At 68.8% G+C, this 20,609-nt stretch carries 19 protein-coding genes; 13 read left to right on the top strand and 6 right to left on the bottom strand.

Features of this window, described 5'->3' with window-relative positions; all coding sequences use genetic code 11:
• The first annotated feature begins 46 nt into the window (after positions 1–46).
• Positions 47–1,459, top strand: coding sequence for an aminomethyl transferase family protein (locus AB0333_RS12315; RefSeq protein ID WP_366218957.1), 1,413 nt, complete (start codon positions 47–49; stop codon positions 1,457–1,459).
• 127 nt (positions 1,460–1,586) lie between these two features.
• On the opposite strand, the gene AB0333_RS12310 is transcribed toward AB0333_RS12315, so the two are convergent.
• A complete protein-coding gene (locus AB0333_RS12310; protein ID WP_366218956.1) occupies positions 1,587–2,372 on the bottom strand; it encodes an IclR family transcriptional regulator in 786 nt (261 codons plus the stop codon).
• A 100-nt stretch (positions 2,373–2,472) separates the two neighbouring features.
• Positions 2,473–3,324, bottom strand: a complete 852-nt coding sequence (locus tag AB0333_RS12305) for an IclR family transcriptional regulator (RefSeq protein ID WP_366218955.1) — start codon at positions 3,322–3,324, stop codon at positions 2,473–2,475.
• A 168-nt stretch (positions 3,325–3,492) separates the two neighbouring features.
• Here AB0333_RS12305 and AB0333_RS12300 point away from each other — a divergent pair, with 168 nt between their 5' ends.
• Positions 3,493–4,455, top strand: coding sequence for an SDR family NAD(P)-dependent oxidoreductase (locus AB0333_RS12300; RefSeq protein ID WP_366218954.1), 963 nt, complete (start codon positions 3,493–3,495; stop codon positions 4,453–4,455).
• A 4-nt stretch (positions 4,456–4,459) separates the two neighbouring features.
• On the opposite strand, the gene AB0333_RS12295 is transcribed toward AB0333_RS12300, so the two are convergent.
• From AB0333_RS12295 to AB0333_RS12280, 4 genes are read right to left on the bottom strand one after another with little or no spacing between them, the layout of a single operon-like run.
• Positions 4,460–5,371: an SDR family NAD(P)-dependent oxidoreductase gene (locus AB0333_RS12295; RefSeq protein ID WP_366218953.1), complete on the bottom strand. Its 912-nt coding sequence runs from the start codon at positions 5,369–5,371 to the stop codon at positions 4,460–4,462.
• 41 nt (positions 5,372–5,412) lie between these two features.
• Positions 5,413–6,357, bottom strand: coding sequence for an amidohydrolase family protein (locus AB0333_RS12290; RefSeq protein ID WP_366218952.1), 945 nt, complete (start codon positions 6,355–6,357; stop codon positions 5,413–5,415).
• Positions 6,354–7,019: a 3-oxoacid CoA-transferase subunit B gene (locus tag AB0333_RS12285; RefSeq protein WP_366218951.1), complete on the bottom strand. Its 666-nt coding sequence runs from the start codon at positions 7,017–7,019 to the stop codon at positions 6,354–6,356. The genes AB0333_RS12290 and AB0333_RS12285 overlap by 4 nt, the downstream gene beginning before the upstream one ends.
• 8 nt (positions 7,020–7,027) lie before the next feature.
• Positions 7,028–7,780, bottom strand: coding sequence for a 3-oxoacid CoA-transferase subunit A (locus tag AB0333_RS12280; protein WP_366218970.1), 753 nt, complete (start codon positions 7,778–7,780; stop codon positions 7,028–7,030).
• Between the two features lie 356 nt (positions 7,781–8,136).
• On the opposite strand from AB0333_RS12280, the gene AB0333_RS12275 reads away from it, so the two are divergent.
• The 11 genes from AB0333_RS12275 (at position 8,137) to AB0333_RS12225 (ending at position 20,601) form a co-directional block, all read left to right on the top strand.
• Positions 8,137–9,240 carry an NDMA-dependent alcohol dehydrogenase gene (locus tag AB0333_RS12275; protein ID WP_366218950.1) on the top strand — a complete coding sequence of 368 codons (1,104 nt, stop codon included), beginning with the start codon at positions 8,137–8,139 and terminating at the stop codon, positions 9,238–9,240.
• A gap of 28 nt (positions 9,241–9,268) precedes the next feature.
• Positions 9,269–10,759 (top strand): aldehyde dehydrogenase family protein, encoded by a 1,491-nt coding sequence (locus AB0333_RS12270; protein WP_366218949.1) that lies wholly within the window; start codon positions 9,269–9,271, stop codon positions 10,757–10,759.
• A gap of 20 nt (positions 10,760–10,779) precedes the next feature.
• Positions 10,780–11,964, top strand: a complete 1,185-nt coding sequence (locus AB0333_RS12265) for an NDMA-dependent alcohol dehydrogenase (protein ID WP_366218948.1) — start codon at positions 10,780–10,782, stop codon at positions 11,962–11,964.
• A 10-nt stretch (positions 11,965–11,974) separates the two neighbouring features.
• Complete coding sequence (locus tag AB0333_RS12260; RefSeq protein WP_366218947.1) at positions 11,975–12,565, top strand: UGSC family (seleno)protein; 591 nt, start codon at positions 11,975–11,977, stop codon at positions 12,563–12,565.
• Positions 12,562–13,659, top strand: coding sequence for a hypothetical protein (locus AB0333_RS12255; RefSeq protein WP_366218946.1), 1,098 nt, complete (start codon positions 12,562–12,564; stop codon positions 13,657–13,659). Before AB0333_RS12260 ends, AB0333_RS12255 begins: the two co-directional genes overlap by 4 nt.
• Positions 13,656–14,519: an SDR family oxidoreductase gene (locus AB0333_RS12250; protein WP_366218945.1), complete on the top strand. Its 864-nt coding sequence runs from the start codon at positions 13,656–13,658 to the stop codon at positions 14,517–14,519. The genes AB0333_RS12255 and AB0333_RS12250 overlap by 4 nt, the downstream gene beginning before the upstream one ends.
• 13 nt (positions 14,520–14,532) lie before the next feature.
• Positions 14,533–15,714: an alcohol dehydrogenase catalytic domain-containing protein gene (locus AB0333_RS12245; protein ID WP_211309062.1), complete on the top strand. Its 1,182-nt coding sequence runs from the start codon at positions 14,533–14,535 to the stop codon at positions 15,712–15,714.
• A 29-nt stretch (positions 15,715–15,743) separates the two neighbouring features.
• The gene (locus AB0333_RS12240) at positions 15,744–16,751 is read left to right on the top strand and encodes an amidohydrolase family protein (RefSeq protein ID WP_115932884.1); all 1,008 of its coding nucleotides are present in this window, start codon (positions 15,744–15,746) and stop codon (positions 16,749–16,751) included.
• A 136-nt stretch (positions 16,752–16,887) separates the two neighbouring features.
• Complete coding sequence (locus tag AB0333_RS12235) at positions 16,888–18,675, top strand: ABC transporter substrate-binding protein (protein WP_366218944.1); 1,788 nt, start codon at positions 16,888–16,890, stop codon at positions 18,673–18,675.
• Entirely contained in the window at positions 18,672–19,730 is a 1,059-nt protein-coding gene (locus tag AB0333_RS12230) for an ABC transporter permease (RefSeq protein ID WP_366218943.1), read from the top strand. The genes AB0333_RS12235 and AB0333_RS12230 overlap by 4 nt, the downstream gene beginning before the upstream one ends.
• Positions 19,717–20,601 carry an ABC transporter permease gene (locus AB0333_RS12225; protein ID WP_115932886.1) on the top strand — a complete coding sequence of 295 codons (885 nt, stop codon included), beginning with the start codon at positions 19,717–19,719 and terminating at the stop codon, positions 20,599–20,601. The genes AB0333_RS12230 and AB0333_RS12225 overlap by 14 nt, the downstream gene beginning before the upstream one ends.
• Positions 20,602–20,609 lie beyond the last annotated feature (8 nt).

Here is a 20,609-nt window from a genome sequence, read left to right as displayed (position 1 = left end):
TCATAGGTATACGGCAGTTGTTACCCCTCGTTCAGGAGATTCAGTCATGTCAGACCAGAAGTCGCTGCAGCAGGCCATGGAGGCCGCGGGCAATCCCGTGGAGATGATGCGGAACTCGACGGTGGGTGCCTACGTCTACCCCGTGGTGGCCCCCGAGTTCACCAACTGGCGGGACGAGGTCATCGCCTGGCGGGAGACCGCCGTGATGTTCGATCAGACCCACCACATGGACAACCTGATCATCAAGGGCCCGGACGCCAAGAAGCTCGTCTCCTACACCGCGATCAACTCGCTGGAGAACTTCCCCGTCAACCGCGCCAAGCAGTATGTCCCGGTCACCCCGGCCGGCCATGTCATCGGCGATGGCATCCTGTTCCACGAGGACCAGGATCAGTACACCTATGTGGGCCGTGCCCCCGCCACCAACTGGCTGAAGTTCCATGCTGAGACCGGTGGCTATGACGTCGAGCTGATCGAGGACCGGCGCTCGCCGTCGCGCCCCATGGGCAAGGCGGTCTCCCGGGAGTACTGGCGCCTGCAGATCCAGGGCCCCAAGGCCTGGGACGTCATCGAGAAGGTCAATGGCGGTCCGGTGGAGCAGCTGAAGTTCTTCCACATGGACACCATGAACGTGGCTGGCACCCGGGTGCGGACCCTGCGGCACGGCATGGCCGGCGCGCCGGGCCTGGAGCTGTGGGGCGACTACCAGGACTACGACAGGATCCGCGAGGCCATCATGGAGGCCGGCGCCGAGTTCGGCCTTGCCGCCGTCGGCGCCCGCGCCTACTCCTCGAACACCCTGGAGTCCGGGTGGATCCCCTCTCCGCTGCCGGCCATCTACTCCGGCGACGGCATGCTCGCGGACTACCGGGCCTGGCTCGGCGCCGACTCCTACGAGGCGAACAACGCGATCGCCGGGTCCTTCGTCTCCTCGAACATCGAGGACTACTACACCACCCCGTGGGAGCTGGGCTACGGCAACTTCATCAAATTCGACCATGACTTCATCGGCCGTCAGGCTCTGGAGAAGGTCGATCCGGCCGCCCAGCGCCACAAGGTCACCCTCGCCTGGGATGATGCGGACATGGCCACCATCCATGCCTCGATGTATGGCAAGGGGGAGATCGGCTACAAGTTCTTCGACCTGCCCAACGCCAACTACGGCTCCTCGAACTTCGACTCCGTGGTGGACGACTCCGGGAAGGTCGTGGGCCTGTCCATGTTCACCGGCTACTCGGCGAATGAGCGCACCGCGCTCTCCCTGGCCGTCGTCGACCCGTCCGTGCAGGTGGGGGACCGGCTGAAGGTCGTCTGGGGTGAGCCCGACGGCGGCTCCGGCAAGACCACGGTGGAGCGCCACCGCCAGATCGAGGTCAACGTGACCGTCTCCCCGGTGCCGTACTCCTCCGAGGTGCGGGACAACTATGAGGGCTCCTGGCGCAAGGCCGGCCAGGTCTGAGCCGAACCGGCGCTGGGCGAGTCGGGGCCGGTCGAGGTCCCGACTGACCGCGCCCGGCGTCCAGCAGCACCGAGGCCGTGCCGCCGTCGAACCATCGACGGCGGCACGGCCTCGGTGCTGCTGTGGATCAGGCCGTGCGCAGGGTGTCTGCGGGCCAGGCCTCCTCCGGCCCATTGAGGGCGCGGGAGATCCTCTGCGCGGTGGAGACCAGCGGCGGGATGAGCTGGTGCGGGGTGAAGCGGTCCTTGGGTGCCGTGATGCCGACAGAGGCGACGGGGTGGCCGTGCGGTCCGACGATCGGGGCGGCCAGGGCGATCACCCCGACGGCGATCTGGTCATAGGCGACGGCCACGCCGCGCTGGCGGACTTCGGCCAACAGCTGCCGGAGGCGGTTCGGGTCCGTGTCGGTGTGCGGCGAGTAGGCCGCCAGCGGCTGGCGCAGCAGGTCGTCGAGTTCGTCGGGGGGCAGGGCCGCCAGCAGAACACGGCCGGTGGCCGTGGCATGCATGGGCCAGCGCCCGCCGAAGCGACTGGTCACCGGGGCGCCGCCTGGCGCCAGCATCGACTCCAGATAGAGCACGTCCTGCTGCACGGAGACCGAGAGGTGGATGTTGGTGTTGGTCGCGTGGTGCAGGCCGTGGAGGTAGGGGTGGGCCAACTGCTTCAGGCGCAGGCGGTGCCCGGCGAGTGAGCCGAGTTCCAGGACCTTGAGGCCGATGGTGTACTCGCCGTCCGGCTGGCGGTGGAGGGCTCCCCAGGCGGTGAGTTCGCCGACCAGGCGGTGGGTGGTGGGCAACGTCAGTCCTGACCGCCGGGCGATCGAACTCAGGGTCTGGCTGTCGTGCCGGTCGGTGAAGGTGTCCAGGATGGCCAGGACGCGGCCGGCTGCGGTGGGTTTGGACGGAGATGCCAAGACGACTCCTTTGGCGTGATCTGGATCACATCAGTCTAGAGATGCATCCACTATAGGGATAGGTACGGTTGGCGTCGACAGGGGGTCGCGGCGGCTGGACTCAGATCGCGAAGGGCCGGACCGGGGGCCCGTGGGCGCCCGCGGGTGGGGCTCCGGGCGTGGCCACGCCCAGGGCCCGGGAGAGGGCCCGGGACGTGGCCTTGAGAGCGGGCAGGGCCTGGTGCACGGTCCGTGACCCGTCGCTCTTCAAGGTGACGCTCAGGGCGGCCACGACCCGCTCGCTGGGCCCGCGGACGGGTACCCCCACGGCGAACGTGCCGAGGGTGATCGTGTCCGTCAACACGGCCACCCCGGTGCGGTGCACCTCCGCCAGCATCCGGCGCAAGGTGTCCGGATCGGTGATGGTGTGGTCCGTGTAGCGCTTCAGCGGGCTGGCCAGCACGTCCTGGCGGACGGCTGCCGGCGCGAAGGCCAACAGGACCATGCCCGTGGCGGTGGTGTGCAGGGGCCAGCGCCCCCCGAGCCGGCTGAGCACGTGAGCCCCGGAGTGCCGTTGCAGCGACTCCACGTACACCACATCGTGTCCGTCTCGGACGGAGAGATGCACATTGGCCTGGACCGCAGACTGCAGGTCTGCGAGGTACGCCGGGGCCACGTCCCGCAGCTGCAGCATCTGCGGCTCGAGGCTACCCAGTTCCAGTACCCGCAGCCCGACGGCGTACCGCCCGTCCGTGGTCCGCTCGAGGGCACCCCAGTCCCGGAGTTCGCCGACGAGTCGGTGCGCCGTGCTCAAGGTCAGGTCTGCGCGGCGGCTGATCTCACTCAAGGTCAGTTCCAGGTGGTCCTGGTCGAAGACATCCAGGACGGACAGGACGCGGCCCGCGGCCGTGCGGTGATCCTCAGCGGCGAGGGACTCGGGCGGAGCGGGGTGGTCCCCGGTGGATGCGGGCATCGAGTGGACTCCTCCCAGAAGGTGATGTCCCTCACTATGGTGCGGCATCTGGGGACGAGCCCTCCCCGGCTTCCACCGGGCGGAAGTCCTCGGTGCCGGTCCGGGCCGTCTTCCGCGGGAGGGAATCCGGGCTGCGGGCCGGAGGCGGGGCGCCTAGATTCGCTGACCATGACCGACGAGCAGCACACACCACAGCGTCAGGATCCCGCAGCGCAGCCGGATGAGGCCCCAGCGGGCGCGGGTGGCTCACGCCGGCCCCTGGCCGGACAGGTGGCCCTCGTCACCGGCTGTGGCAAACCGGACGGCATGGGGCAGGGCATTGCCAGGGCACTGGCATCCCGGGGTGCTTCGCTCGTCATCACGGACCGCGAGCCCCGCGGTGTAGCCAACGACCGCCAGCGAAGGCTCGGGCAGGTTCCGCCCAGCGGCCTGGACGAATTCGCGGACCAGCTGCGCCGGGAAGGCGTGGACGTAGTCACCGCACTGGGGGACATCTCCCAGCGGGCCGACGTCGCCGGGATCCTGCAGACCGTGCAGGACCGCTTCGGGCAGCTGGACATCCTGGTGAACAACGCGGCGGCTCCGCAAGGCCTGGACCGCCGGGACATCGAAGAGGTGCCGGACGAGGCGTTCGACCTGCTGATCGACGTCAATGTGCGTGGTACCTACGCCATGTGCAGAGCGGCCGTGCCCCTGATGCGGACCGCACGCTACGGGCGGATCGTCAACATCTCCTCCATGGCCGGGCTGACCGCCGCGCCCTTCTCCGTGGCCTACTCCGCCTCCAAGGCGGCCGTAATCGGGATGACGCGTGCCCTGTCGATGGATCTCGGCCCGTGGGGCATCACGGTCAACGCCGTGTGCCCGGGGCTGGTGGCCACCAGCCGGGCCATCCTGGACCCGTCCGCGGACCTCGACGTGGACTCGACCCTCGCCCAGCGCGGGCGGAACATCCCGGTCGGTCGGGTCGGGCAGCCCCAGGACATCGGCGAGCTCGTGTCCTTCCTGGCCTCGCCAGGGGCCGGTTACATCACAGGCCAGGCCATCCCGATCGATGGCGGTGGCCTGACCGCCTTCCCCCTGCGCCAGCCGCCCGCCGGGGCTGGTGCCGACGTTGATGCCGGTGCGTGAGGGGTCAGCGCGTAGGTTCGAAGACCGGGGCGGGAGGCCGGCTCGCCTCGTCATAGACGGGTGAGGACAGCAGGAACGGGATGGCGGCCTTCCGTTCCTCGTTCAGCGGCTCCTCGGGAAAGGAGTCCTCGATCGCGCGGTGGCGTTGCACCACTCCGGCCTTGAATTCGGGGTGCGTGAGGATGAACATGTCACCCCGGCGGACCCCCTCCAGGACCCTCTCGCCGGCCTCCTCCGCACTCATGTACGGCTGGGTGAGCTGGAACGCGGTGGCCTCCGGGCCGGGGGCGGTGTAGCCGGAGGCGCCGTACTCGGCCGGACGCTGGGCCACGGACGAGGCGATGTTCGAGTGAGTGGGACCCGGGCAGTAGGCCGAGACGCCGATGCCCTCGGCCAGCAACTCGATGTGCAGGGCCTCGGACAGGGCGATGATCGCGGCCTTGGACATCGAGTAGAGACCGGCCACCACCGGCATCAGCCCGGCCATGGAGGAGGTGTTCACGATGTGCCCGCCCTGGCCATGCCGCCGGAGGGCCGGCAGGAACGCCTGGAGGCCATGGGCCACGCCCTTGATGTTCACGTCGATCAACCAGTCCCAATCGGCGGGAGTGGCGTCCGAGACGGCGCCGGTCAGGCCGATCCCGGCATTGTTGACCAGCAGGTCCACGCGGCCCTGTTCGGCCTCGATGCGCTGAGCCGCCTGCTGCATGGCGGCCAGGTCCGTCACGTCCACCTGCAGGGTGGCGACCTCGAGACCTTGGCCGGAGAACTCGGTCTGGGTCTCGGTCAGGTGGTCCGCGCTGCGTCCGGTGACGTAGACGGTCATGCCGGCACGGGCGCAGGCGAGGGCGATGCCGCGGCCGATGCCGCTGCTGCCGCCGGTGATGACGGCGACGCGACCGGTGAGTTCTTGCATGGGTGTTCCTCTCGAGGGCGCCGGAGGTGCCGGCGGGCGGGTCAGGGCGTGGAAGGGGAGGTGGGCTCGGTGCCGGCGCCGGGCAGCCGGAGCAGGCGGGCGGCATTCTCCCGCAGGATCAGGGGCCGCACGGCCTCCCGGAGCGGCAACTGCTCGAAGGCGTCCATCCACCGCTCCGGGGTGATGACCGGGAAGTCCGAGCCGAAGAGCACCTTGTGCTTGAGCAGGGTGTCCGCGTACTGCACCAGCTGCGGCGGGAAGTACTTCGGGGACCAGCCGGAGAGGTCGATGTAGACCCGCGGCTTGTGGAGGGCGATGGAGAGTGCCTCGTCCTGCCACGGGAAGGACGGGTGGGCCATGATGATGTCCATGTCCGGGAAGTCCGCCGCCACGTCGTCGATGGCCAGTGGGTGGGAGTACTTCAGCCGCACCCCGCCCCCGCCGCGGGATCCGGCGCCCACCCCGGTCTGTCCCGTGTGGAACAGCGAGATCAGGCCGAACTCCTCGATGACCTCATACAGGGGGTAGGCCGACCGGTCGTCGGGATAGAACCTCTGCACACCGGGATGGAACTTGAAGCCGCGCACGCCATAGTCGCGGGCGAGGATCCGTGCCTCCCGCACGCCGGCCGCGCCCCGGGCCGGGTCGATGCTGGCGAACGGCACCAGCACGTCCGCATGCTCGGCTGCCAGCTCGGCGATCTCGCGGTTCCCCGGTACCGGTTCGTCGCCGGTGGCGGAGATCGAGTCCACGGTGAAGACGACGGCGGCCATCCGGCGCTCGCGGTAGTAGGCGGCGAGCGCGGGGACCGTGTGCCCGTGCATCGTGCCGATCCCGAAGTACTCGCCCATCTGTTCGCCGGACTCGACCGGGCCGGCGTCGTCCTTCACCGAACGGTGGGCGTGGACGTGGACATCGATGGCGGCCAGGTCCTGCCACTGCTGCAGGGACGGCGCACTGGCGGCTTGCCCAGACCCGGTGCTCATGCTGGGGCCGCCTTGACGTAGTCGGCAGCGGTCCGCAATCGGACGTCCTCGGGGGTGACACCGGGGGCGCACTCGACGAGCGTCAGCACCCCGTCGATCACGTGGAAGACCGCCAGGTCCGTATAGACGCGGGTGACGACGCCCCGGCCGGTCAGCGGGAAGGTGCACTCGGGCACGAGCTTGGGCTGGCCCTTGCGGTCCACGTGCTCCATGCAGACCCAGACCTGCGGGGTGCCGGCCACGAGGTCCATGGCTCCGCCCACGGCGGGGTTGCGTCCCGGGACGTACCAATTGGCCAGGTCGCCGGCCTCGGACACCTGCAGTGCTCCCAGGATGGTCACGTCCAGGTGGCCGCCGCGGATGATCGCGAAGGAGGTGGCCGAGTCCACGATGGCCCCGCCGGGGATCATGCTGGTCGGCTGCTTTCCGGCGTTGGTCAGGTCCGGGTCCTCGGTGCCGGGCTCGGGTGCCGGGCCGAGCCCCAGGATTCCGTTCTCGGACTGGAGGAAGACCTCCCGGTCCGCGGGGATGTGGTGGGGCACCGCCAGTGGGATGCCCACCCCGAGGTTGACGGTGTAGCCGTCCACCAGGTCCGCGGCCAGGCGCTGGGCGATCTCGTCCCGCGTGCGCCCGGTGACCCGGGGGGATTCGGTTCTGGTCATGGACATGGTCAGCCCTTCTGGAGCGAGGCGGCCCGCCGGGGCAGGTCCGCCGGGATGGGTGCTGCAGTCATCACCACGTGGTCCACGAAGACCCCGGGGAGGTGGATGTCGTCCGGATCCAACGCCCCGGTGTCCACCAGCCGTTCGACCTCCACGAAGGTCGTCCGCCCGGACATGGCTGCCAGCGGATTGAAGTTCCGGGCGGAGAGGTGGAAGCGGAGATTGCCCTTGGGGTCGGCCTGCTGCGCCTTGACGAGGCCGAAATCCGCTGTGATGCCGTGCTCGAGGACGTGGGCCCGCCCGTCGAACACCCGTTCCTCCTTCGCCGGCAGCAGGTCGCCCGGGGTCCCCCCGGAATAGGAGGCCGGGAAGGTCCCGTCCGAGAGCATGGTCTCCGCACCCGAGGGCGTGAAGAAGGCGGCGATCCCGGCGCCACCGGCCCGCATGCGCTCCGCCAGCGTGCCCTGCGGGATCAGCTCCAGCTCGACGCGGCCCGCGAAATACTCGTCGTAGAACTCGGGCAGCACGGGGAAGGACCCGGTGATGCGGCGGACCCGGCCCTCCATGACGAGGCGGCCGATGCCCGTGAAATCGTCACCCACGTTGTTGACGTAGAGGTGCAAGTCCTTCTTACCGAGGTCAGACAGCGCGTTGAGCAGGGCGTCGGGGCGCCCGGAACTGCCGAAGCCGCCGACTGCGATCGAGGCGCCGTCCCAGACGGCATCCAGGTGCTCGTGGAGATCGGTGCGGAACTTGTTCATCACGGTGCGTCCTACTTCTCTTCTGGTTCTCGAGAGGGGAGGCCGGGTCTGGGGCCGGCAGGTGGTGGCATCGACCGGTGATGGTCCGGTCATGCAGTAGTCAATCTCCACTCGCCTCTGGGATCATCCCGGTTTCCATGCCGTAGAAGACGGAGCACCGGCAGGACCTTGCGGGCTGGGAATGTGACTCTGATCACGGTGAACCCTTCCGTGCGGCGGAAAGCCCGTGGCAGCGTGCCGGCGGACGGAGCACCGTGGAGGCAGCTGCACCACCGGCGTCTGAAACCGGTGATGCACCCACCTCACCGCCGGCGCCTCGTCCATGGCGCCACCTGCCAGAAAGGGTCCCCCTGAGCATGAAGACTCGTGCGGTCGTATGCCGCGAACCCGGAACGCCCTGGGAAGTCACCGAACTCGATCTCGACGAGCCGAAGGCCAACGAGGTCCGTATCAAGATGATGGCCGCGGGAATGTGCCATTCGGACGACCACATCCAGAAGGGTGATGCCGCGATGCGCATGCCCGTGGTGGGCGGACACGAAGGCGCCGGCATCATCGATGCTGTGGGAGAGGGCGTGACCCGCGTGCAGGTGGGAGACCACGTGGTGTGCTCCTTCATCCCGGCCTGTGGATCCTGCCGCTACTGCTCCACCGGTCACCAGAACCTGTGCGACTCCGGGAAGAACGCCGCCACCGGCGAGTTCCCGGACGGCACCTTCCGTTTCCACCAGGACGGCGTGGACTTCGGCGGCCTCTGTGTGCTGGGGACCTTCTCCCAGCACACGGTGGTCTCCGAGTACTCCGTGATCCCGATCCCGAAGGACCTCCCCTTCGACGTCGCCTGCCTGGTGGGCTGCGGGGTCCCCACCGGATGGGGTTCGGCCGTCCACGCCGCCGGTGTCCAGGTGGGGCAGACCGCGGTCATCTTCGGGGCCGGCGGGGTCGGCATGAACGCCGTCCAGGGCGCGGCCATGTCCGGCGCCAATCGAGTCGTGGTGGTGGACCCGGTGGAGTTCAAGCGTGACAAGGCCCTCGAGTTCGGGGCCACCCAGGTGTTCGCCACGGCGCAGGAGGCCACGGAATTCGTCGTCGAGGCCACCTGGGGTGAACTGGCCGACCACGCCATCATCACGGTCGGCAGCCTGCATGACCAGGTCATTCATGACGCCATCAACATTGTCGGCAAATCCGGCCAGGTGACCATCACCGCCGTCGGCAACGGGTCCATCAAGGAGCACCCGGGTGCCCTGATCGGCTTCCAGCGCCGGATCCAGGGCGCCATCTTCGGTGGCTGCAACCCCCTGCATGACGTGCCCCGCCTGGTCAGCATGTACCAGAACGGCAAGCTCAAGCTCGACGAGCTGATCACCAACCGCTACTCCATGGCCCAGGTGAATGAGGGCTACCAGGACATGCTCGACGGCAAGAACATTCGCGGCATCATCACCATCGACCACTGAGCCAGCGCCCGAGACGGAAGAGAACACCATGACCGCAGTCATCGACCCCCAAGCCACCCTCGATACCCCGCTGCTGGCGGACAACGTCCAGCTGATCGGCGGGGAGTGGGTCCCCGCCGCCTCCGGCGAGACCATCGACGTCATCAACCCCGCGGACCGCGAGCTGCTGAGCCGCATTCCCCGGAGCAACGCCCAGGATGTGGACGCCGCCGTCGAGGCCGCCGAGCGCGCCTTGCCGGGCTGGCGTGACACGAATGCCACGGCCCGGGCCGGGCTGCTGCTGCGCTGGGCATCCCTCGTGGAGGAGAACGCCCAGATCCTGGACCAGCTGGAATCCCGCGACGTCGGCCGGCCCCACTGGGGGCCCTCGCCCCTGGCGGGGATGATCCGCTTCATCGCCGGCCAGGCGGACAAGGTCCAGGGCGTCTCGCTGCCGACCTATTCGCCGGACGTCCTCGGCTTCACCCTGCGCGAGCCTTACGGCGTGGTCGGGGCCATCATCCCGTGGAACGCGCCCGGACCGATGTTCACCAACGAGGTCGCCGCGGCCATCGCCGCGGGCAACACCATCGTCATCAAGCCGGCCGAGGATGCCCCGCTGGCACCCCTGGCCCTGGCCCGGCTGGCCATGGACGCCGGGATCCCGGCCGGGGTGATCAACGTGGTCACCGGCCTCGGCTCCGAGGCCGGTGCGGCCATCCCCCGGCATCCCGGCATCCGGCGGGTGGGATTCACCGGATCACCGGCCACGGGCTCGCTCGTGATGGAATCCTGTGCCCGGAACCTCATCCCGCTCCACCTGGAACTGGGCGGCAAGTCGCCCCAGGTGATCTTCCCGGACGCGGACCTCTCCGTGGCCGCACCGGCGATCGCCTCCGGCATCACCCTGAATACCGGGCAGATCTGCGCCGCGGGCTCGCGCGTGGTGGTGCATCGCAGCGTTCACCAGGAAGTGGTCGAGCGGTTGGCCGCGGCCCTGCAGAAGGTCACCGTGGGCCCCTGGCACCAGCAGGTGAACATGGGCCCGCTGATCAACGGTCGCCAGCACGAGCGCGTCCTGGGGTACATCGAGGCGGGCAAGGCGGGCGGCGCCGAGGTGGTGGTCGGTGGCGACGTGCCCTCCGGCGGCGACTACGGTGACGGATTTTTCGTCAACCCCACCCTCTTCGACAATGTCAGCCCGGACATGAGAATCGCCCAGGAGGAGATCTTCGGGCCGGTGCTCTCCGTCATTCCGGTCGACAGCGAACAGGAGGCCATCGAGGTGGCCAACGGCGTGGACTACGGGCTGGTCGCGTCCGTGTGGACCCAGGATGTGGGCACCGCCGTCCGGATGTCCCGAGCCCTGCAGGCGGGCCAGGTGGGCGTCAACAACGCCCTGGGCGCCGGCGTCATCGGTGGCCCCTTCGGCGGCTACAAGAGCAGTGGCTTCGGCCGGACCATGGGCGCCGACGCCGTCCTCAACTGGACGCAGATCAAGACCGTCTCGATGCGCGGCGCCACGCCCGCGGCCCACTGAACGAAAGGCAGACCGACATCATGGCTATCACCACACCCACGGCGGCCAGCGACCAGCCCACCAGCGCGCGGGCCGGCGGTGCCACCCTCACCACCCGGGCCGCCGTCGCCCGGGGGCCACACGACGGCTGGCAGGTCACCGACCTGCAATTGGATCCGCCCAAGGCGCACGAGGTCCGGGTCAAGCTGCACGCCTCCGGCCTGTGCCATTCGGACCACCACATCACCGCCGGAGACGCCCCCGTCCGCTTCCCGATCGTCGGTGGCCACGAGGGGGCCGGCATCGTCGAGTCGGTCGGCCCCAGCGTCACCCGGGTGAAGCCGGGCGACCGCGTGGTCTGTGCCTACATCCCTGCGTGCGGCTACTGCCGACCGTGCTCGACCGGGCACCAGAACATGTGCGTCAAGGGGCTCAACGCCGGGACGGGCATGTTCCTGGACGATACCTTCCGCTTCCACGACGGTGACGGCGAGGACGTCGGCGGGTTCTGCACCCTGGGCACGTTCTCCCAGTACACGGTGCTCTCCGAGTACGCTGCCGTCCCGCTGCCGGATGACATCCCGTTCGAGCTCGGTGCGCTGGTGGGCTGCGGCGTCCCCACCGGGTGGGGATCCGCCGTCTATGCGGCCGAGGTCCGCGCGGGGGACACCGTGGTGATCTTCGGAGCCGGCGGTGTGGGCTCCAATGCGGTCCAGGGAGCCCGCTACGCCGGGGCCAAGAACGTGATCGTCGTGGATCCCGTGGCCTTCAAGCGGGAGTCCTCACTCGAGCTGTTCGGGGCCACCCATGCGTTCGCCACGGCTCAGGAGGCCCATGACTTCGTGGTGGAGACCACCTGGGGGCAGCTGGCCGACAAGGTCATCATCACCGCGGACGCCGTCACCCAGGAGATGGCCAATGCCGGCATCGCGATGACCGGCAAGGGCGGCAAGCTCACCATCACCTCGGTCGGCCACCTGAACGAGCAGGCCGTGACCATCCATGCCGGACTGCTCATCAGCTACCAGCGGCAGATCCGGGGAGCCCTGTTCGGTGACTGCAATCCGTTGTATGACATCCCGAAGCTGCTGGGTCTCTACCGGACCGGGGATCTCAAGCTCGAGGAACTCATCACCCGCAAGTACACCCTCGACGAGGTGAACACGGCCTACGAGGATCTGCTGGCCGGCCGCAACATCCGCGGCATCATCGTCCACGAGCAGTAGGAGCGCGTCCATGACCCAGACCATCCTCGACCCCACTGGACGAGGGGCCCAGCACGCGGGGTCCGCTGCAGGTCCAGCCGACCCGCAGGGCCGCCCGACCCCTGAGCTGGCGCCCCGGCCGGCGTCGTTGGCCGGAGCCCGGATCGGGCTGCTGGACAACACGAAGCACAACGCCCTGCTGTTCCTGACCGTAGTGGGGGAACTCCTCGTGGAGGAGCACGGTGCCGCGTCCGTCGGCATCGTGGAGACCAAGAAGAACTTCTCCATCCCCGTGGACGAGGAGATCGTTTCCCGGTACCGGGAGTCGTGCGACGTGGTGGTCACCGGAGTCGGCGACTGCGGTTCCTGCAGTGCCGCCGCCGTGGCGGACGGGATCAACTTCGAGCGGGCCGGCCTGCCGGCCGCCGTGGTCCTCACGGATGCCTTCGACATCACCGGCCGCACCATGGCCGGCGTGCAGGGGGCGCCGGACTATGAGTGGATCCGGACCGAGCACCCGATGGCCGTGCTGACCGAGGAACAGGTGCGTGAACGCGCTCGCCTGCTGCTGCCGGAGATCCTGTCCGCCCTGACGGTCCCGGATCAGGAGGCGCGAGCATGACCGCGGCGCCCGTGCAGCACAAGCAACACGAGCAGCACGGTCAGTCCCTGGACCCTGCTGCCGCCCAGAGCGCTATCGAGCACGCCTACGAGCAGGGCTGGACGGACGGGCTGCCCGTGGTGCCGGCCACCCAGGACCTCGTGGACCGCTTCCTCGCGGCCGCTGGCCGCCCCGCAGACGAAGTGCTCAGCCACCTGAAGCAGGTCGACCGCACCGTGACGGTCGAACTGCTGGCCATCAACGCGGCCATGGCCGGATGCCGGCCGGAGTACTTCCCGGTGGTCCTGGCCGCCTGGCAGGCGCTCGCCCAGGAGCGGACCACCGGTGGCGGCGGCTGGCAGTCCACGAGTGGACCGGCCCCGTTGATCATCGTCAACGGGCCGCTGCGCCAGGAACTCGGATTCAACAGCACCGGAGGGGTGTTCGGGCCCGGCTTCCGGGCCAACGCCACCGTGGCCAGGGCCATCGGACTCACTGTCCGTAACGCCTATGGGATCCGCCCGCACGAGCTCGAACAGGCCACGCAGGGCCTGCCCGGACGGTGGTCCATCTGTCTCGCGGAGAACGAGGAGGAAAGCCCCTGGGCCCCCCTCGCGGAAGACCTGGGGGTCAGCGGCAACGCCGTGACCTCCACGTTGCTGCGTACCAGCGAGTTCGTGGACAACCGGCATACGTCCGATCCGGAGCAGTTGCTCGCCGACTTCGCCGACACCATCGGCCGTTCCGGCCCGTGGATCTTCCGGAATGCCGGGGCCGGAGTGGTGCTGTGCCCCGAGCACGCCAACCAGCTGGCCAAGGCCGGGTTCTCCCGAGCCGACGTGGCGGCCTGGCTCGCCGAGCACGCCGGACGCACCACGGGACAGCTGGCCGCCGTGGGCAAGGACCGGGCCAACGAGAACGGAGTCCGGTTTCCCGGGGACGCTAAGGACCCGGACCAGTTCCAGCGCACCATCGCCGACCCGGCGTCCATGATCGTGGCCGTGGCAGGGTCCCGCAACGCCGGGATCTCCATGGTGGTGCGGTACTTCGCCGACTGGTCCGGAAAACCAGTGGCCATCACCACCGGCACGTCACCACAGAAGGATGATCGATGACCAGGACTGATGTCGAGGAACGTCTGGCCGGCACACCGTTGGAGGATCCGCTGGCCGCCCAGGGCACCGCCCGGATGTCCGGGCGCCGAGCCCTCATCACGGGGGCCGGACAGAACGGAGACCTGCCCGGCGTCGGATACGGCATCGCCCGGCTCCTGGCGGCCCGCGGCGCCTCCGTGGTGGTGCTGGACCGCAGCGACGAGGCGGCCCAGCGCACCGTCGACCGGATCAGGGCCGAGGGCGGCACGGCTCACGCGCTGACCGCGGACGTGACCACCGACGCCGCGTGCGAGCGGGCCGTGACCGAGGCTGCCGGATTCCTCGGCGGCTTGGACACCCTGGTGAACAACGTGGCGAGCGGAGACCGGGCGGGGATCTTCGAGGTCACCCCCGAGCGGCTCGACGAACTGATGAACATCAACTTCACCTCCGCCTGGTCCGTCACCCGCCACGCGGTGCCCCATCTGCCCCCGGGCAGCGCCATCCTCAACATCTCCTCCGTGGGCGTGAGTGCGCGCGGGCCCGGGATGCCGTACTGCGTGGCCAAGGCCGGGTTGGAGAACTTCAGCGTGGGAGCGGCCTCCACCCTCGGTCCGCAGGGCATCCGCGTGAACTGCATCGAAGTGGGTGCCATCTGGGGCTCCTTCGCCGCCGCCAATATGGACGAGCGCTTCCGTGAGGCACGCCGGGAGAGCACCACCCTGAAGAAGGAGGGCAGCGCCTGGGACATCGCCCACGCCGCCGCCTTCCTGCTCAGCGACGAAGCCCGGTGGATCACCGGCCAGATCCTGGCGGTGGACGGCGGCCCCTTCGGGCGCAGCGGCCCCGCCGCCCCGCCCGTGGCCACCGTGGCCCGCTAAGGAGAGACCGACGATGACACAGCGTTTGCATGACCACCTGCCGGACACCGTGAGGGCCGTGGTCCAGACCGGTCCCAGCACCCTGGAGATCCGAGAGTTCCCGCGCCCGGTGATCGGCCCCGACGATGGACTGCTGAGGGTCGAGGCCAACGGCATCTGCGGTTCGGACGTGGAGATCTTCCGCGGCCATCTCCAGGGCCGGTCCAGGCCACCCTTCATCCCGGGGCATGAGCCGCTGGGCATCATCGAGGAACTCGGCGAGCGCGCCGCCGAGCGGTGGGGCGTCCAGGTGGGTGACCGCGTGGCCCTCGAGGTGATCGTGCCCTGCCGGTCCTGTGCCGACTGCCTCATGGGCCGCTACCAGGCCTGCCGCCACAAGCAGAACGGCCATGGCGTCACCCCGGTGGACGTGGAGCCGTCCCTCTACGGCGGCTTCGCCGAGTACCTGTACCTCGCGCCCAACGCGGTGATGCACAAGATCGACAAGTCCCTGCCGATCGACATCGCCGCCATGTACAACCCCCTGGGAGCAGGGGTCCGGTGGGCGGTGGACCTGGGCGAGGTCGGCCTGGGGGACACCCTGGTGGTCCTCGGGGCCGGACAGCGGGGGTTGGCCGCCGTGATGGCGGCCAAGGCTGCCGGCGCCCGCACCGTCATCATCACCGGGCTGGAGTCCGACCGGCACAAGCTGGCGGTCGCCGAGGAACTCGGAGCGGACCACACCGTGGTGGTGGACGGTCCGGACGGACGGGACATCGTCGAGGCCGTCACGGAGATCACCGGGGGCCGGATGGCGGATGTCTCGCTGGACCTGACGCCCATGGCGGCGGGACCGGTCACGGATGCCCTGAAGGTGGTCCGCCATGGTGGCCGCGTGGTGCTGGCCGGTCTGAAGGGCGGGCGCGAAATCCCCCTCAGCACGGACCTGCTGATCAACCGGGGTCTCACGGTCCGTGGCGCCTACGGCGTGGACGCGGCCGCCAACGAGAAGGCCATCGCCCTGCTGGAATCCGGACGCTTCCCGCTGGAGCGGCTGCACACCCACACCTTCGGCCTGGAACAGGTCGCCGAGGCCATCGAGACCCTCGCCGGAGACCGCGAGGACAAGAGCGCCATCCACGTCACCGTCCAACCCCACCTCGGGCGGATCTCTGACCCAGGGGTGGCACCGCACCTTTTGACCGCAAGCCACTGAGTCATCCCCGAACGGGAGAAGGACACACCATGATCATTGACGCCCACGCCCACGTGCTGCCAGACGGCTACCCCGAGGATGCCCCGTCCTGCTTCCCGTCGATGGAGGCGGTGACGGGTTCCACGGACCGCACCCTCGCCTTCGGCGAGATGCGGTTCCGGGCCAAGGATGTGTTCTTCGCCGCCGAACGGCGACTCGAGGCTCAGGATGCCTCGGGTGTGGACCGGGAGGTGGTCAGTCCCATGCCGCCGCTGCTGAAGTACGACCTCCTGCCCGCCGATGGCCTGGCCCTGGCCCAGCACGTCAATCACTTCACCGCGGAACTGTGTGGCCATGACCCGGACCGATTGACCGGTCTCGGGATGGTGCCGCTGCAGGACCCGGACGCCGCCACCGGCGAACTGGCCGCGATCAAGGAGGCGGGCCTGGCCGGCGTCGAGATCGCCTCGAACATCATGGGCGACTCGATCGGCCACGAGAAGTTCCTGGGCTTCTTCCAAGAGGCCGAACGGATCGGCCTGTCCGTGTTCGTTCACGCCATGCCCTCACCCATGAACCGACTCCCGAAGTCCGCCATGGGGACCTACGTCGTCGGGGTGGAGGGCATGTTCGCGGCCGGTTCCATGGTGCTGGGCGGCACGGCCGCCGCCTGCCCGGACCTGCGCATCTCCTTCAGCCATGCCGCCGGCGGCTTCGCCATGATGCTGCCGCGGGCCAACTACTTCTGGGGCGGCGCCTGGAACGAGGGTCCGGTGGACCTGGACCGGGCCGTGATGCACGACGACGGCCCCTCGCCTCTGGAGATCGCGCGGCGGTTCTACTACGACTCGATGGTCTTCGACCACCGGACCCTCCGTTATCTCATCGACCTGCTCGGAGCTGACCGGCTATTGGTGGGGTCGGACTTCCCCGCGATGCTCCGTGAGGACCCGGTGGCCAAGACCCTGCGTGACATGGACCTGCCCGCGGATCAGTGGGAGGACATCAGCTCACGCAACGCCTTGCGCTGGCTGGGAGAGGCCCGACCGGCCACTTGACCTGACGGCTTCCGACTGGCTTTCACCCGATGGAAATCATCTGTGAGCGGCTCCCTGACTGGGCCAGACTTCTCGTAAGCGAGATGTGCGGTAGATCACATCCCGGACCCGTCGTCCACCATTCTGGGGAGTCGTCATGAGCTGTACACCACGCCAGAAAGCCCCGCGCCGCGGGTTCCTGGGAACCGTTGCCCTGGCGGCCAGCCTGGGCCTCGTCCTCGCCGGCTGCGGAGCCGGAGATGCTGGCACCAACGTCTCGGACAACGGGGAGGCCGCGGTGGGTGAGCCACAGTCCGGCGGGGACCTGACGGTGCTCCTGGACGCCGGGTACTCCGGCGGCTGGGACACCGGGCTGGATCCGGCGACCTCCAACTCGGTGGGGGCGAACCAGTCGCTGAACTCGGCGATCTTCGGTGGGCTGTTCACGCTGGAGGCCGATGAGAACGGCGAGAACGCGGAGATCGTTCCCCATCAGGCCGAGAGCTTCGAGTTCTCGGAGGACGGGCTGACCCTGACCGTGAAGCTCCGGGAGGGCATCACCTTCTCGGATGGGACGCCCATGGACGCCGAGGCCGTCCTGTGGAACTGGATCCGCAACCTCAGCTCGGGGAGCACGGGAGCCCCGCAACTGGACCTGGCCCATGACCTGCCGATGCCGGAACTGGACCAGCAGTTCCTGGACGACCTCTACGCGGCCCTGCCCGATGACGTAGACCAGGAGTTGATCGAGCAGCGTCTGGGAGCCATCCGTGCCGTGGATGACGTGACGCTGGAGATCCACCTGGCCACGGCGAACGGTGCCCTCGTGAACGCCATGCCCTACAACAATCTGAACCTGATTGCCTCGCCCACGGCGTATCAGGAGATGGGTGCCCAGGCATTCAGTCAGGCCCCCGTGGCGGCGGGCCCGTTCACAGTGGAGGCCAACCGCATCAGCGAGCGTCTGGACCTGGACAAGAACGAGGACTACTTCAAGGACGGCCTGCCGTACCTGGACGAGCTGTCCTTCCAGTCCGTGGCCGGAGACCAGGTGATGTACCAGACGTTGCAGGCCGGCCAGGGGGATGCGATCGAGGGCCTGAGCTCCCTGACTCTGATCGAGCAGGCCCAATCCAATCCCCAGGTCACCACCACACTGGGGGCGCCCACCTCTCCGTACGTGATCCAGCTGAACACGCGCAAGGCGCCGTTCGATGACAAGAAGGCCCGGGAGGCGATCTACTACGCCACGGACTTCGAGGCCATCAACGAGGGACTCTTCGGCGGCCAGGGTGACATGTCACAGTCGTTCACCGCCTCCGGTGGCCTGTTCCACCAGCCGGAGGTCGAGGGATACCGCACCTACGATCCGGAGAAGGCCCGGGAGCTGGTCGAGGAGATCGGCGGACTCACGGTCGAGCTGGGCACCACGGACATCGTGACCGCCCGCCAGGTCACGACCGCGCTACAGACCCAATGGCAGGACGCCGGGATCGACGTCACGATCGACTCCAAACCTCTCGGTGACGTCATCACCAAATTCGGCACCGGGGAGTGGGAGTCCATGCTCCAGACCGCCGGCGCATGGGACCCGGCCGCCGGCATCGGCGTGGCCGTCCGCTTCGGCTCCACCTCCACGTACAGCGGGACCCCCTTGCCGGAGGGAGCCAGCACCGCGGCCGACGCCCTGGCAGGTGGGTTGCAGACCGACCTGGACCAGGTCATCCAGGACGCCGCCGGAACGGTGGACGAACAGGAACGTGAACAGCTCTACCAGCAGGCCGCGAAGATGATCTCCGACGAGGCCTACGGTCCCTTCGGCATCGCCTTCTCCCCGGCCCAGGTGGTCCGCAAGGGCGTCCACGGCCCCGGGCTCACCACCCCGATTCCTGCCTTGGCGGTCAATCCCGGGGTCATCTACGAGCGCGTGTGGGTTGAACAGTGACTGACACCGCCGTCCACCCGCACGCTGCCCGGCCGGACGGGACCAAACCGCCGGGCAGGCCGGGACGCAGGGCCACCCAGGGCACCAGCAACGGCTCGCCCCTGCTGAGGCTGTTCGGCCGCCGCCTGCTGATGACCATTCCGCTGCTGCTGGCCATCAGCGTCCTGGTCTTCGTGCTGCTGGAGATGATGCCCGGGGACCCGGCGCGCAACCAGGCCGGCATGGATGCCTCCGAGGAGCAGGTCGAGGCCGTCCGCCAGCGGATGGGCCTGGACCGGCCGGCCCCTGAGCGATATCTCGGCTGGCTCTTCGGCCTCTTCCGCGGGGACCTCGGCCAGTCGTCCGTCAGCGGCCAGTCAGTGGCGGACATGATCGCCGATCGCGCTCCCGTCACCCTGGAACTGGTCGTCCTCGCCTTCGTGGTCTCCCTCGGGATCGCGATCCCGGTGGCCCTGATGGCCGCACGCAAGCCGGGCGGGCTGTTCGACCGGGCCACCATGGTGGTCGCCATGACCATGTTGGCGGTTCCGAACTTCGTGCTGGCCATGCTGCTCGTCCTGGTCTTCGCCATCACGCTCCAGATGCTGCCCGCCATCGGGTTCGTCCCCCTGGAGGACGGGCTGGTACCCAACCTGAGATCGGTCGCCATGCCGGTCCTGGCCCTGGCCGTCCCCCTGGCAGCCTTCTATACCCGTTTCCTGCGCGGCGACCTCGTCGAGCAGATGAACTCCGCCGACTACGTGGACACGGCCCGGTCCAAGGGCGTCCGCCCCGGTCTGGTCCTGTGGCTCCACGCCTTCCGCAATTCCTCTTTCGGGCTGCTGACCATCGTGGGCCTGAACATCGGCACTCTGGTGGGTGGCACGGTCATCATCGAACAGATCTTCGCGATGCCGGGGATGGGCATGATGATGCTGGAGGGAGCCATGTCCCAGGACGTGGCCGTGGTGCAGATGTGCGTGTTCATCTTCGCGGCCGTGGCCGTGCTCGCCAACCTCGTCGTCGACCTGATGTATGCCGTCCTCGACCCAAGGATCCGTTATGGCAGTCACTGAAGCCCCCGCGGTCCTCGCCGCGTTGCCCGATGTTCACGACGATTCCGACCTGCGCTGGGGCCGCCTGCGCCAACGCCTGGTGGTCGGCCTGCCGGTGGCCTTCGTCAGCCTGCTGCTGCTGGCCTGCTTCGTGGCCCCGTACGTGTTTCCCGTTCCGGCCCCGGTCGGCGGCAGCATCCTGGAAAGCGCACTGCCGCCGGGCAGCCCCGGCCACCTGCTGGGCACGGACATCAACGGCAACGACGTCCTGGCCCGGCTGCTGCACGGTGGCCAGTCGTCGCTGATCGTGGCCATCTCGGTCAACCTCATCGGCCTCGCCGTCGGTGGGGGCATCGGCGCCTTGTCCGGCTATGTCGGCGGCCGGGTGGACAACCTCATCATGCGGGTCCTGGACGTGTTCATCGCCTTCCCCTCCCTGGTCCTCACCATCTTCATCGCCCAGGCCCTGGGCCCGAGTATCCCGAACACCATCCTGGCGCTGTCCGCCTTCAGCATCCCGGCCGTGGCCCGAGTGGCCCGCTCGGCCACGCTGAGGGTGATGACCATGCCGTACCTCCAGGCCGCCGAGCTCAGCGGCAGCCCTGCCTGGCGCATCCTGCTGCGGCATGTAGCGCCGAACATCAGCCCGCAGATGCTGAACTTCGCCATGCTCGGCATGGGGATCGTGATCGTGACGGAGGGTGCCCTGAGCTTCCTCGGCCTGGGCATCCCACCGCCCGCACCGAGCTGGGGAAACATGATCTTCGAGGGCCAGCAATCGATGTCCGCCACACCACTGCTGGTGCTGTGGCCCAGCCTGGCCCTCCTGGCCACGGTGCTGTCCTTCAACCTGTTGGGTGAGAACATCCGCGACGAGATGAGTGGGCGATGAGCACGACC

This window comes from Citricoccus sp. NPDC079358, assembly GCF_040702545.1.
GTDB lineage: Bacteria > Actinomycetota > Actinomycetes > Actinomycetales > Micrococcaceae > Citricoccus.
Note: the sequence above shows the minus strand (reverse complement) of the source record. Positions and strands in the feature narration are given on the sequence as shown.

Excerpts from the sequence above, each read along its gene's own strand:
- AB0333_RS12250 (WP_366218945.1), top strand. The coding sequence starts at position 13,656 with ATGACCAGGACTGATGTCGAGGAACGTCTGGCCGGCACACCGTTGGAG.
- AB0333_RS12265 (WP_366218948.1), top strand. The coding sequence starts at position 10,780 with ATGGCTATCACCACACCCACGGCGGCCAGCGACCAGCCCACCAGCGCG.
- AB0333_RS12290 (WP_366218952.1), bottom strand. The coding sequence starts at position 6,357 with ATGAGCACCGGGTCTGGGCAAGCCGCCAGTGCGCCGTCCCTGCAGCAG.
- AB0333_RS12275 (WP_366218950.1), top strand. The coding sequence starts at position 8,137 with ATGAAGACTCGTGCGGTCGTATGCCGCGAACCCGGAACGCCCTGGGAA.
- AB0333_RS12225 (WP_115932886.1), top strand. The coding sequence starts at position 19,717 with ATGGCAGTCACTGAAGCCCCCGCGGTCCTCGCCGCGTTGCCCGATGTT.
- AB0333_RS12240 (WP_115932884.1), top strand. The coding sequence starts at position 15,744 with ATGATCATTGACGCCCACGCCCACGTGCTGCCAGACGGCTACCCCGAG.
- AB0333_RS12270 (WP_366218949.1), top strand. The coding sequence starts at position 9,269 with ATGACCGCAGTCATCGACCCCCAAGCCACCCTCGATACCCCGCTGCTG.
- AB0333_RS12305 (WP_366218955.1), bottom strand. The coding sequence starts at position 3,324 with ATGCCCGCATCCACCGGGGACCACCCCGCTCCGCCCGAGTCCCTCGCC.
- AB0333_RS12260 (WP_366218947.1), top strand. The coding sequence starts at position 11,975 with ATGACCCAGACCATCCTCGACCCCACTGGACGAGGGGCCCAGCACGCG.
- AB0333_RS12245 (WP_211309062.1), top strand. The coding sequence starts at position 14,533 with ATGACACAGCGTTTGCATGACCACCTGCCGGACACCGTGAGGGCCGTG.
- AB0333_RS12315 (WP_366218957.1), top strand. The coding sequence starts at position 47 with ATGTCAGACCAGAAGTCGCTGCAGCAGGCCATGGAGGCCGCGGGCAAT.
- AB0333_RS12295 (WP_366218953.1), bottom strand. The coding sequence starts at position 5,371 with ATGCAAGAACTCACCGGTCGCGTCGCCGTCATCACCGGCGGCAGCAGC.
- AB0333_RS12235 (WP_366218944.1), top strand. The coding sequence starts at position 16,888 with ATGAGCTGTACACCACGCCAGAAAGCCCCGCGCCGCGGGTTCCTGGGA.
- AB0333_RS12280 (WP_366218970.1), bottom strand. The coding sequence starts at position 7,780 with ATGAACAAGTTCCGCACCGATCTCCACGAGCACCTGGATGCCGTCTGG.
- AB0333_RS12300 (WP_366218954.1), top strand. The coding sequence starts at position 3,493 with ATGACCGACGAGCAGCACACACCACAGCGTCAGGATCCCGCAGCGCAG.
- AB0333_RS12255 (WP_366218946.1), top strand. The coding sequence starts at position 12,562 with ATGACCGCGGCGCCCGTGCAGCACAAGCAACACGAGCAGCACGGTCAG.
- AB0333_RS12285 (WP_366218951.1), bottom strand. The coding sequence starts at position 7,019 with ATGACCAGAACCGAATCCCCCCGGGTCACCGGGCGCACGCGGGACGAG.